Below are 12,871 nucleotides of genomic sequence, written 5' to 3' on the forward strand. Positions count from 1 at the left end.
TTTGTTCGGCGGCGTCCTACTCTCCCACAGGGTCCCCCCTGCAGTACCATCGGCGCTGTAAGGCTTAGCTTCCGGGTTCGGAATGTAACCGGGCGTTTCCCTCACGCTATGACCACCGAAACACTATGAAACTATCAACCGCACCAACCCACACAGGGTCGGGGTCGTTGTTTCAGAACAACACAGTGGACGCGAGCAACTGAGGACAAGCCCTCGGCCTATTAGTACCGGTCAACTCCACCCCTCACGAGGCTTCCATATCCGGCCTATCAACCCAGTCGTCTACTGGGAGCCTTACCCTCTCAAGGAGGTGGGAGTGCTCATCTCGAAGCAGGCTTCCCGCTTAGATGCTTTCAGCGGTTATCCCTCCCGAACGTAGCCAACCAGCCATGCCCTTGGCAGAACAACTGGCACACCAGAGGTTCGTCCGTCCCGGTCCTCTCGTACTAGGGACAGCCCTTCTCAACACTCCTACGCGCACAGCGGATAGGGACCGAACTGTCTCACGACGTTCTAAACCCAGCTCGCGTACCGCTTTAATGGGCGAACAGCCCAACCCTTGGGACCTACTCCAGCCCCAGGATGCGACGAGCCGACATCGAGGTGCCAAACCATCCCGTCGATATGGACTCTTGGGGAAGATCAGCCTGTTATCCCCGGGGTACCTTTTATCCGTTGAGCGACGGCGCTTCCACAAGCCACCGCCGGATCACTAGTCCCTACTTTCGTACCTGCTCGACCCGTCAGTCTCACAGTCAAGCTCCCTTGTGCACTTACACTCAACACCTGATTGCCAACCAGGCTGAGGGAACCTTTGGGCGCCTCCGTTACCCTTTAGGAGGCAACCGCCCCAGTTAAACTACCCACCAGACACTGTCCCTGATCCGGATCACGGACCCAGGTTAGACATCCAGCACGACCAGAGTGGTATTTCAACGGCGACTCCACCATGACTGGCGTCACAGCTTCAAAGTCTCCCACCTATCCTACACAAGCCGAACCGAACACCAATATCAAGCTATAGTAAAGGTCCCGGGGTCTTTCCGTCCTGCTGCGCGAAACGAGCATCTTTACTCGTAATGCAATTTCACCGGGCCTATGGTTGAGACAGTCGAGAAGTCGTTACGCCATTCGTGCAGGTCGGAACTTACCCGACAAGGAATTTCGCTACCTTAGGATGGTTATAGTTACCACCGCCGTTTACTGGCGCTTAAGTTCTCAGCTTCGCCCGACCGAAATCGGACTAACCGGTCCCCTTAACGTTCCAGCACCGGGCAGGCGTCAGTCCGTATACATCGCCTTACGGCTTCGCACGGACCTGTGTTTTTAGTAAACAGTCGCTTCTCGCTGGTCTCTGCGGCCACCCCCAGCTCAGAGTGCAAGACTCATCACCAGGAATGGCCCCCCTTCTCCCGAAGTTACGGGGGCATTTTGCCGAGTTCCTTAACCATAGTTCACCCGAACGCCTCGGTATTCTCTACCTGACCACCTGAGTCGGTTTGGGGTACGGGCCGCCATGAAACTCGCTAGAGGCTTTTCTCGACAGCATAGGATCATCCACTTCACCACAATCGGCTCGGCATCAGGTCTCAGACTATTGCAGGGCGGATTTGCCTACCCTACGTCCTACACCCTTACCCCGGGACAACCACCGCCCGGGCTGGACTACCTTCCTGCGTCACCCCATCGCTCACCTACTACCACCTCGGGTCACCGGCTCCACCACTCCCCATTGTCCGAAGACTCCGGGACGGCTTCACGGGCTTAGCATCAGAGGGTTCAGCGTTGGCGCTTCAAAGCGGGTACGGGAATATCAACCCGTTGTCCATCGACTACGCCTGTCGGCCTCGCCTTAGGTCCCGACTTACCCTGGGCAGATCAGCTTGACCCAGGAACCCTTGGTCAATCGGCGCAAGAGTTTCCCACTCTTGTATCGCTACTCATGCCTGCATTCTCACTCGTATACCGTCCACGACTCGATTCCTCGGCCGCTTCACCCGGCACACGACGCTCCCCTACCCATCACAGCCCCCGTTAGGAGTATTGCTGCAATGACACGACTTCGGTGATGTGCTTGAGCCCCGCTACATTGTCGGCGCGGAATCACTTGACCAGTGAGCTATTACGCACTCTTTCAAGGGTGGCTGCTTCTAAGCCAACCTCCTGGTTGTCTCTGCGACTCCACATCCTTTCCCACTTAGCACACGCTTAGGGACCTTAGTCGGTGTTCTGGGCTGTTTCCCTCTCGACCATGGAGCTTATCCCCCACAGTCTCACTGCCGCGCTCTCACTTACCGGCATTCGGAGTTTGGCTAAGGTCAGTAACCCGGTAAGGCCCATCGCCTATCCAGTGCTCTACCTCCGGCAAGAAACACGCGACGCTGCACCTAAATGCATTTCGGGGAGAACCAGCTATCACGGAGTTTGATTGGCCTTTCACCCCTAACCACAGGTCATCCCCCAGGTTTTCAACCCTGGTGGGTTCGGTCCTCCACGTGGTCTTACCCACGCTTCAACCTGCCCATGGCTAGATCACTCCGCTTCGGGTCTTGGGCATGCAACTCAAACGCCCTATTCGGACTCGCTTTCGCTACGGCTACCCCACACGGGTTAACCTCGCTACACACCGCAAACTCGCAGGCTCATTCTTCAAAAGGCACGCAGTCACGGCCACCGAAGTGACGACGCTCCCACGGCTTGTAGGCACACGGTTTCAGGTACTATTTCACTCCGCTCCCGCGGTACTTTTCACCATTCCCTCACGGTACTATCCGCTATCGGTCACCAGGGAATATTTAGGCTTAGCGGGTGGTCCCGCCAGATTCACACGGGATTTCTCGGGCCCCGTGCTACTTGGGTATTCTTCAAGCGAGCCGTACAGATTTCGTCTACGGGGGTCTTACCCTCTACGCCGGACCTTTCGCATGTCCTTCGACTACCCATACGGTTTCTGACTCGCCGACCGGCCGGCAGACCGATCAAGAAAAAACCCACGACCCCTCAAGCGCAACCCCTGCCGGGTCTCACACGCTCAAGGTTTAGCCTCATCCGGTTTCGCTCGCCACTACTCCCGGAATCACGGTTGTTTTCTCTTCCTGCGGGTACTGAGATGTTTCACTTCCCCGCGTTCCCTCCACACTGCCTATGTGTTCAGCAGCGGGTGACAGCCCATGACGACTGCCGGGTTTCCCCATTCGGAAACCCCCGGATCAAAGCCTGGTTGACGACTCCCCGGGGACTATCGCGGCCTCCCACGTCCTTCATCGGTTCCTGGTGCCAAGGCATCCACCGTGCGCCCTTAAAAACTTGGCCACAGATGCTCGCGTCCACTGTGCAGTTCTCAAACAACGACCAGTCACCCACACTCCGAAACCCCACAGGGCTCCATCACATGAGACCGGCATCCTAGAGGTAACAGCCATACAGCCGTTCCCTCAGGACCCAACAACGTGCCCGACACAATCCAGTCACACACCGCGTTCCACGCCCCGAAGGGCAGTACTAGCGGAAGATTCCGAACCGTGCCGAATAGTCAACGTTCCACCCATGAGCAACCGTGCGAGACATTCGCTCGCAGTCGGCTATGTGCTCCTTAGAAAGGAGGTGATCCAGCCGCACCTTCCGGTACGGCTACCTTGTTACGACTTCGTCCCAATCGCTGGTCCCACCTTCGACGGCTCCTCCCCTTACGGGTTAGGCCACCGGCTTCGGGTGTTACCGACTTTCGTGACGTGACGGGCGGTGTGTACAAGGCCCGGGAACGTATTCACCGCAGCATGCTGATCTGCGATTACTAGCAACTCCAACTTCATGGGGTCGAGTTGCAGACCCCAATCCGAACTGAGGCCGGCTTTTTGGGATTCGCTCCGCCTCACGGCATCGCAGCCCTTTGTACCGACCATTGTAGCACGTGTGCAGCCCAAGACATAAGGGGCATGATGATTTGACGTCATCCCCACCTTCCTCCGAGTTGACCCCGGCAGTCTCCTGTGAGTCCCCATCACCCCGAAAGGCATGCTGGCAACACAGAACAAGGGTTGCGCTCGTTGCGGGACTTAACCCAACATCTCACGACACGAGCTGACGACAACCATGCACCACCTGTACACCGACCACAAGGGGGCTGACATCTCTGCCAGTTTCCGGTGTATGTCAAGCCTTGGTAAGGTTCTTCGCGTTGCGTCGAATTAAGCCACATGCTCCGCTGCTTGTGCGGGCCCCCGTCAATTCCTTTGAGTTTTAGCCTTGCGGCCGTACTCCCCAGGCGGGGAACTTAATGCGTTAGCTGCGGCACCGACGACGTGGAATGTCGCCAACACCTAGTTCCCAACGTTTACGGCGTGGACTACCAGGGTATCTAATCCTGTTCGCTCCCCACGCTTTCGCTCCTCAGCGTCAGTAATGGCCCAGAGATCCGCCTTCGCCACCGGTGTTCCTCCTGATATCTGCGCATTTCACCGCTACACCAGGAATTCCGATCTCCCCTACCACACTCTAGCCTGCCCGTATCGAATGCAGACCCGGGGTTAAGCCCCGGGCTTTCACATCCGACGCGACAGGCCGCCTACGAGCTCTTTACGCCCAATAATTCCGGACAACGCTCGCACCCTACGTATTACCGCGGCTGCTGGCACGTAGTTAGCCGGTGCTTCTTCTGCAGGTACCGTCACTTTCGCTTCTTCCCTGCTGAAAGAGGTTTACAACCCGAAGGCCGTCATCCCTCACGCGGCGTCGCTGCATCAGGCTTTCGCCCATTGTGCAATATTCCCCACTGCTGCCTCCCGTAGGAGTCTGGGCCGTGTCTCAGTCCCAGTGTGGCCGGTCGCCCTCTCAGGCCGGCTACCCGTCGTCGCCTTGGTAGGCCATTACCCCACCAACAAGCTGATAGGCCGCGGGATCATCCTGCACCGCCGGAGCTTTCCACCAACCCCCATGCAGAGGAAGGTCATATCCGGTATTAGACCTCGTTTCCAAGGCTTGTCCCAGAGTGCAGGGCAGATTTCCCACGTGTTACTCACCCGTTCGCCACTGATCCACCCCGAAGGGCTTCACCGTTCGACTTGCATGTGTTAAGCACGCCGCCAGCGTTCGTCCTGAGCCAGGATCAAACTCTCCGTGAATGATTACCCGTGATCGGGTCAACACTCGCGTTGAGCGGCACGGCAACCACCGGAATAGGGTGATCCCGCGCACTGCGTCCTCGCTGTGTATTACAAAAGGAATCTCCAACAAGACCGGATGGTCTCGCCGGGGATGTCAACATATCTGGCGTTGACTTTTGGCACGCTGTTGAGTTCTCAAGGAACGGACGCTTCCTTCGAGCCGCCTTCCAGCGGGCCCTCCGGGCGCTTCGTTCTTTCGTGTTTCCAGCTTATCAGATGTTTTCCGCTCCGTTTTCCGGAGTTTCACTCACCCGATCCGCTTTCCTTCGGCCTTTCGGCGTTCCAGACTCTATCAGAGCCTTTCGCGCTTCCCGGCCTTCAGGAGGCTTTCCGCCGGACCCGACCTGACGGCCCGTCCGACGTCCAAAACTTTAGCCGACCCCCGCTCCGAAAAGCGAATCCAGCCACAATCCAGAAAAACAACACGGCAATTCGCACCAAGCCGCGACAATGCACGACTCAGCTCGAACAGAAGAAGTGGTGTTTCAGAGGATTGGCCGCCCCGGGACCGTCCGCGCCGATGCGTGTCCGGTGCTCCCTGCCGAGCGACTAGGGAACACTACCCCTGTCCGGGGCCGAAGGCAAATCCCAGTGGCCGACGATCCGGGTGCATGCCTCGCGGCCTGTCTTGATGTACTCACCGTTCGGGTGGTCGTTGGACGTGATCCGCTGGCGGGCGGCCTCCGGAGCCCGGCCGCCCTCGGTGTGCCGGTGCATCAGGCGGGTGTCCCGCACGTCGTCGGCGGTGTCCACGTACCAGAGTTCGCCCAGCAGGACGCGGGCCTCGGACCAGGGGGCGTCGGCGCTGGCGAGGTAGTTGCCCTCGGTGATGACGAGTCGGGTGTGCGGTCGGATCACGTGCTGGGCGGCGATCGGTTCGTCGAGAACCCGGTCGAAGTCGGGGACGTACACGTCGTGGAAGCGCTCGGCGAGGACTCTGCGCAGCAGGACGACGTAACCCTGTGCGTCGAAGGTGAGCGGGGACCCCTTGCGGTCGTGCAGTCCCAGGCGTGCCAGCTGGGCGTTGGAGAGATGGAAACCGTCCAACGGGAGATAGGCGGCGGTGCCGGAGCCCTTCTGGCGGTTTATCTCGTCGACCAGGTAACGGGCCAGGGTGGACTTTCCGGCCCCGGGCGGCCCTGCCAGGCCGAGGATGGTGCGGCCGATGGCGTTGGTGCGGTCGTGGAGCAGTCGGAGGGCCGATGCGACGAGCTCCGCGCGTCCGCTGATCAGCGGTGGTCCGTTCGGAGAACGTCCTGCGCCTGTGGCCACTACGCGGCCGCCGTGCTCCGTGCCCGTCGCCGCAGGGGCGTGCGGGGCACGGCTCTGCGGCGCGGAGGCGTCGGAAGGGGTGCGCTCGCTGTGGCCGTCCACGTGCATGGCCGCACCCTACTCATCGGTGCCGGTCTGGAGAACCGGAGCTTCCAGGGTCAGCCTGCCCGCATCGGCGTCGAGGTGGGCCGGGACGCCGAGCGGCACGGTGAGACTGGTGGGGCAGTGGCCGAACCCGAGTTCCCACAGGACCGGTACGCCGAGTGGGGCGAGCCGGTCGAGCATGACCTCGCGTACCCGGTCGAGCGGACCGCAGCCTTCCCAGGAGCCGAGCACGATGCCCGCCACGCCGTCGAGGGCGCCGGTGCGGATCAGCTGGGTGAGGATGCGGTCAAGCTGGTACGGATGCTCGTTGACGTCCTCCAGCAGAAGGATCGCTCCGGCGAAGGAGGCCCGGGCGGTCGGGGTGCCTCGGTCTGCGGCGAGGGTGGAGGCGCAACCGCCGGCCGTGATGCCGCGGGCCCGGCCCGGCACCAGCGCCGCCGCGGTGGTCGAGGTGAGGACGAGCGTGTCCGCCGGGTGGAAGAGGGTACGGCGGAGGTGCTCGGCCGTCGGGCCGTCGCTGATGAAGGCGGCACTCGAAGCCATCGGCCCGTAGAGCGTGGGGATGCCGAGGCGCTGCGAGACGGCCTCGTGCAGGATCGTGATGTCGCTGAATCCCACCAGCGCTTTCGGCGGGGCGGTACGGAGTGCGTCCCAGTCGAGGAGGTCCGCCATCCGCTGCACTCCGAATCCGCCGCGGGCGCAGATGACGGCGGCGATGGTGGGGTCGAGCCAGGCGCGCTGGAAGTCCGCGGCGCGGTCGGCGTCGGTGCCGGCCAGGTGGCGGAGGGCCGGGTGGGTGTCCTGGAGGTGCTCGGCCGGTACGACGTCGAGGCCCCAGCCGTGGAGGATCTCGATGCCGGCGGCGAGCCGGTCGGGTTCGAGCGGGCCGCTCGGAGCGACCAGGGCGACTCGGTCCCCGGGGACCAGACGGCGCGGACGCCGGTCGGAAGCGGGTGGCTGGAGCCGAACCATCAGCGGGACCTCTCTTGGGGAGTCGGTGGGCGGTGATCGGGCATCACACCGTATGCCCGATCCGGTGCGCGGTCCGGCCCGGCCGAGTACCCGGAGCCGGGAGCCGAGTACCAGGGGCCCGACCGCGCACCACGGAGAAGGGGCGTTACAAAAGGGGGCGCTACACCGGTGCGAAGGAGCGCAGCACCAGCGCGAAGCCTTCAGCGCATGCCCATGACCTCCCGGACCTCGGCCAGCGTGGCGTCGGCGACCGCGTTGGCGCGTTCGTTCCCGGCTCGCAGGACGGCCCGCAGGTGGGCCCGGTCGGCCGCGAGCTCGGCCCGGCGGGTGCGGTGCGGGCGGAAGTACTCGTTCACCGCCTCGGTGACCCGCTGCTTCAGTGCGGCCGAGCCGCGGTCACCGATCTCCTCGGCGATCTCCTGCGGTTCTCCGCCTTCGCACAGGGCCGCGAGCAGAAGCAGGCTGGACACCTCGGGCCGCTGCTCGGGGTCGTAGCCGATCCGCCGTTCGGTGTCGGTCTTGGCCCCCCGGATCAGCCGGGCGGTCCGGTCCTCGTCCGCACCGAGGGTGATGGCGTTGCCCCGGCTCTTGCTCATCTTGCCGCCGTCGGTGCCCAGCAGCAGCGGGGCTTCGGAGAGCAGTGCCTCGGGTTCGGTGAAGACCGCGGCGCCGTAGCGGTCGTTGAAGCGGCGGGCGATGGTCCGCGCGGTCTCCAGGTGCGGCAGCTGGTCCTGGCCGACCGGGACCAGGTTCCCCTTGCAGGAGAGGATGTCGGCGGCCTGGTGCACGGGGTAGGTGAGCATCAGCCCGCTGACCGAGCTCTGCCGGGAGTGCGCGATCTCGTCCTTGACCGTGGGGTTCCGCTGGAGTTCGGCGACGCTCACCAGGCTGAGGAAGGGGAGCAGCAGCTGGTTCAGCGCCGGCACGGCGCTGTGGGTGAAGATCGTGGCGCGCTCGGGATCGATGCCTGCGGCCAGGTAGTCGAGGACGAGTTCCTCGGCGCGTTCGGCGGGGCGGTCGGCGATGTCGCGGTCGGTGAGTACCTGGTAGTCGGGGATGACCACGAACAGTTCGACGCCGAGCCGCTGCAGCCGGACCCGGTTCTGCAGGGTGCCGAAGTAGTGGCCGAGGTGGAGCGGTCCGGTCGGGCGGTCTCCAGTGAGGACGCGGTAGCGGCTGGGGTCCTGCTGGACCTGGGCGGTGCTGGTCTGCACTGCGGGTTCTCCTTCGGGCGGGCCGGCGGCGGTTGCCGGTGGGCTGACGGTGCGTCGGCACGTGGGCGCCGCCGGCGGCGGCGGTGTGCCGGTGGGCGCGTCCGTCGGTGCGGCCCGCGAGGAGGTAAAGCATCAGGGCCGCCCGTACGGACGGCCCGGTGGTCATGCAGGAGTGGTGGCCGTCCTAGGACGGCCACCAGCTCAGGCACGGCAGATGCTTCATGCCTTCGAGGGTAGCGCCTCTCGGCCGGTTGCCGCCATGCCCGTTCCGGACGGCCGATGCCCGGTCAGTCTTCGACGACCATGGCCGGGGTGTCCTTGCGGAGGGTCTCACCGCGGAAGAACTCGGGTCGGCTGACGCTGTAGGCGGTCATCAGGACGGCACCGAGCAGCAGGATGCCGACGCCGATGACGAACACCGAGCCGACTCCGAGTACCGAGCCGCTGCCGTAGTCGGCGTGGAAGGAGCCGACCAGGGTCTGGATGAAGACCGCCGTCAGCAGCACACCGCCGAGCAGCGGCGCGACTCCCTTGAGCACCAGATCCCGTGGGCTGCCGAGGAGTTCGCGGCGGAAGTACCAGACGCAGGCGAAGGCCGTGAGTGCGTAGTAGAAGCAGATCATCAGCCCGAGGGCCTGGATGGTGTCCAGCAGGACGTCCGAACTGATCAGGCTCAGACCGACGTAGAACAGCGCGGTCGCGCCGCCGGCCGCGAGGGTGGCGAAGCCCGGGGTGCGGTGCTCCGGGTGGACGGTGCCGAAGCGCGGCGGGACGGCCCGGTAGGCGCTCATCGCCAGCAGGGTACGGGCGACCGGGATGAAGGTGGTCTGCAGGCTGGCGGCGGCGCTGGCGACGACGGCCAGGAAGAGCAGGATGCTCCACGGCGTGCCGAGCACAGGCCGGGCCAGCGCGGCGAACACGTTGTCCGCAGTCGCCGGGTTGCCGAGGCCGGTCCCGGTGCTGCCGGTCCCGGCGAACATCTGGGACGCCACGGCGACCAGGAGGTACGAGCCGACCAGGGTGACCATCGAGATCATCGCGGCGCGGCCGGGGGTCCTGGCGCTGCCGAGGGTCTCCTCGTTCATGGTCAGGCAGGTGTCCCAGCCCCAGTACATGAAGATCGAGAGCGACAGCCCGGCGGTGAACGCGCTGAACGAGCTGACGTCCAGCGGGTTGAACCAGCTCGCGGAGAAGCCCAGCGAGCCGGGCAGGTCCCCCGAGACGGCCCTGCCGATGGCGACGCCCGCGAAGAGCAGCAGCACCGCCAGCTGGAGACCGACCAGGGTGTACTGGAACCATCTGGTGGAGGTCACGCCCCGGTAACTCATCGTGGTGGCGGCGCCGATGAGCAGCAGCACGGTGACGAGGTGGACCGCCCTGGCATCGCCCAGTCCGGCGACCCGGTCGCTGCCGGTGATCTCACCGAGCATCAGGTAGATGAAGTCGGCGGCGACTCCGGCGAGGTTGGAGAGCACGATGATCGTCGCAACCGTCAGGCCCCAGCCCGCCATCCAGCCGATGCGGGGACCGAAGGCCTTCACCGTCCAGGTGAAGGAGGTGCCGCAGTCCGGGAACGCCTTGTTGAGCTCCTTGTACGCGAAGGCGACCAGCAGCATCGGCAGGAAGCCGGCGAGGAAGACCGCCGGCATCTGGACGCCGACCGCGGTGACGGTCGGGCCGAGCGTGGCGGTCAGGCAGTAGACCGGAGCGACGGTGGAGACGCCCAGCACGACGCTGCTGACCAGCCCGACCGAGTTGCCGCGCAGCCCCTTGCCCCCGGCGGGCGGTGTCGGCGGAGCCGCTCCCGCGGAGTCGGTCGTGCCGCTGTCCGGGGCACACCTCGGGGCGGTGGGCGTCGTTGCCCGTCCGCCGATGCCGTGCTGCTGATCAACCACGACCGCAGGGTAGGTAGCAGCAGTGCGAGCTGGATAGGTCAAAAGAAGGTGATATGAAACACCGTTTTCGGTAAACCTTCAGCAAAATTCGGAAAATTCCAGGGTTTTGAGGCTCACCCGCCACCCTCCGGGAGGGGGCGGCCGAGACCTGACCGGCCGTCCGCTGCACCTGGTCACGTTCCGTCAGTCTTCCTCCACCCCTTTGCCGGTCACACGCTCGTACGGGAGGATCATCCGACCGACTTCGGGAGGGCCCGTACCGATGACCTCGCTCGACCAGTCCGCATCCGACAACTCCCCGGCCCGGGCCTCGCAGGCCGACCGTGACGCGGCGGACGCCGAGGCCACCACCGCGGCCTGGCTCCTTGCCGGACTGGCAAGCAGACTCCGCACGGCGTACGAGCAGGGCGCCGACGTCCGGCTGCTGGCGGAGGCCTGCCGACAGCCGGAGTCGGAGGTACGGCGGCTGCTGGAACTCGCCGGGGCCACGGAGGGCCGGCGACCGGGCGGAGTTCCACCCGCCGGGGTGCCGGGCCAGGGCGGCGGCCCGACGGCGCCGTTCACGGACTGGCAGGACTTCCGGCGGATCCGTCGGCCGACACCCTCCCGGCGGCTGAGCCGGCTGCACCCGCGCAGTTCACCGGCGCCGGAACCCGAACGGGCGGCGCCCGGACCGGCGGTACCGGTGCAGAGACCCGGAGGCAACGAGTCCGGGCAGCCGGTGGAGAGTGCGACCGCACCCGCAGCAGCCGGGACTCCGGCGGAGGTCGCGACCACACCCCCAGCGGCCGCACCCCCAGCGGCCGGGGCGGCGGCGCAGGCGCAGCCGCACGACCAGGTGTCGGCCCCGCTGGGCGTCCTGATCGGCGCCTCCCCGGCCTACGCCGAACCGCCGAGCGCGTTGAGCTCCTCGGGTCCGCGCCGGGTACCGGTCGAACTGGTGCGGCTGAGCCCAGGCACCAGCCTGATCGTGCTGCCCTCCTGGCGCGCCGCCATCGCGGTGTCGGTACCGACCGAGCAGCTTCTCGCGGAGACCGGACTGGGCTTCCGGGACCTGCCCGGGGCCCGGCTCACCGTGCTGATGAACCCGGACGCACTGCACGACCGCGAACTGGACCTGCGCTGCTGGCGGACCGAGAACGGGCCTGCGGCCACCGGGAACTGACGCCCGCCGCCGCGCGGCGCAAGGCCGTACCGCCGGTTGCCGGTACCGCGGTCCGCGCCTCCCGCCCCGGTCCGGTTCACCCACGGGAAGCAAGCCCCCGGATCCGCGCACGGGGCCCCGGGCGGTTGGCGGGAAACTCCGGCGCACCGGGCGGTACCCCGGTTCTACCCTGGGCCCATGCCGGTACCCGTCATCCTCCTGCCCTCCGATCCGCTGACACCCCGCCGACCGGACCCCCACTTCGTGTGGGAGGCGCGGCTCGTCCGCGAGTTGGGCGGGGAGTACGTGCTCCTCGACCATGACGCGCTGCTCGCCGGGGACGCCGTCGCGGCGGTCCGCCAGGTACCCGAGGCGTACGGGCCGTTCTGGTACCGGGGTTGGATGGTGCCCGTACCGGCCTACGCCGGACTCGCCGCCGCCCTCACGGCACGCGGCTGCACACTGCTGACCTCTCCCGCCGCGTACGCCGACGCCCACGAACTGCCCGGCTGGTATCCGGTCTTCGAAGGCGCGACACCGCCGAGTGCCTGGATCCCCGGTGGCGAACCAGACCTTGCGGCGCTCCTGGAGGCCGCGCGGCGGCTCGGCGGCCGGGGCCCGGCCGTCGTGAAGGACTACGTCAAGTCCCGCAAGCACGAGTGGGACGAAGCCTGTTACGTGCCCGAGCTGGCCGATCTGCCCGCGCTCAGCCGGGTGGTGTCCCGGTTCGTGGCGCTGCAGGGCGAGTTCCTGGCCGGCGGCGTGGTGCTGCGCAGGTACGAGGAGTTCACGAAGGACGCGGACGGGCGCACCGTCGAGGCCCGGATCTGGTGGGTGGACGGCGAACCGGTCCTGGTCGGCCCGCACCCCGACCACCCGCAGGCCACGGTGGACCCGGACCTCTCCGAAGTCAGGCCGCTGGTACGCGCGTTGGGCTGCCGGTTCATCACCACCGACCTCGCCCGGCGGGCGGACGGGCCCGGGTGGCGGGTGATCGAGGTCGGTGACGGCCAGGTCAGCGGGCTGCCGCACGGGATCGACGCCGCCCCGCTGCTGTCCTCGCTCCTCGCCGCGTGAGCGGGTGAGCGGGGCCGGCAGCGGGGCACG

The 12,871-nt window shown here is 65.5% G+C and carries 6 protein-coding genes and 3 rRNA genes; 2 read left to right on the plus strand and 7 right to left on the minus strand.

Going from position 1 to position 12,871, the window contains the following annotated elements:
• Window positions 1-3 precede the first annotated feature (3 nt).
• From rrf to ACSMTC_RS13020, 7 genes are all read right to left on the minus strand, one after another.
• Window positions 4-120, minus strand: a 5S ribosomal RNA gene (gene rrf, locus ACSMTC_RS12990).
• 81 nt (window positions 121-201) lie between these two features.
• Window positions 202-3,312: ribosomal RNA gene (locus ACSMTC_RS12995) — 23S ribosomal RNA — on the minus strand.
• A gap of 284 nt (window positions 3,313-3,596) precedes the next feature.
• Window positions 3,597-5,120, minus strand: a 16S ribosomal RNA gene (locus tag ACSMTC_RS13000).
• Together the 16S, 23S and 5S rRNA genes form the textbook arrangement of a ribosomal RNA operon.
• Before the next feature lie 591 nt (window positions 5,121-5,711).
• Complete coding sequence (locus ACSMTC_RS13005; protein ID WP_436559842.1) at window positions 5,712-6,542, minus strand: nucleoside/nucleotide kinase family protein; 831 nt, start codon at window positions 6,540-6,542, stop codon at window positions 5,712-5,714.
• Window positions 6,543-6,551: 9 nt separating this feature from the next.
• The gene (locus ACSMTC_RS13010; protein ID WP_436559843.1) at window positions 6,552-7,511 is read right to left on the minus strand and encodes a S66 peptidase family protein; all 960 of its coding nucleotides are present in this window, start codon (window positions 7,509-7,511) and stop codon (window positions 6,552-6,554) included.
• Between the two features lie 200 nt (window positions 7,512-7,711).
• Window positions 7,712-8,725: a tryptophan--tRNA ligase gene (trpS, locus tag ACSMTC_RS13015; RefSeq protein ID WP_436559844.1), complete on the minus strand. Its 1,014-nt coding sequence runs from the start codon at window positions 8,723-8,725 to the stop codon at window positions 7,712-7,714.
• Between the two features lie 287 nt (window positions 8,726-9,012).
• Window positions 9,013-10,599 (minus strand): APC family permease, encoded by a 1,587-nt coding sequence (locus tag ACSMTC_RS13020; RefSeq protein ID WP_436564670.1) that lies wholly within the window; start codon window positions 10,597-10,599, stop codon window positions 9,013-9,015.
• Between the two features lie 283 nt (window positions 10,600-10,882).
• Between ACSMTC_RS13020 and ACSMTC_RS13025 the strand changes: the two genes are divergently transcribed.
• Complete coding sequence (locus ACSMTC_RS13025; protein ID WP_436559845.1) at window positions 10,883-11,785, plus strand: hypothetical protein; 903 nt, start codon at window positions 10,883-10,885, stop codon at window positions 11,783-11,785.
• A 177-nt stretch (window positions 11,786-11,962) separates the two neighbouring features.
• A complete protein-coding gene (locus tag ACSMTC_RS13030; protein WP_436559846.1) occupies window positions 11,963-12,841 on the plus strand; it encodes an ATP-grasp domain-containing protein in 879 nt (292 codons plus the stop codon).
• The last annotated feature ends 30 nt before the right edge of the window (window positions 12,842-12,871 follow it).

The organism is Kitasatospora sp. HPM-01-4, assembly GCF_051374625.1.
Lineage (GTDB): Bacteria > Actinomycetota > Actinomycetes > Streptomycetales > Streptomycetaceae > Kitasatospora.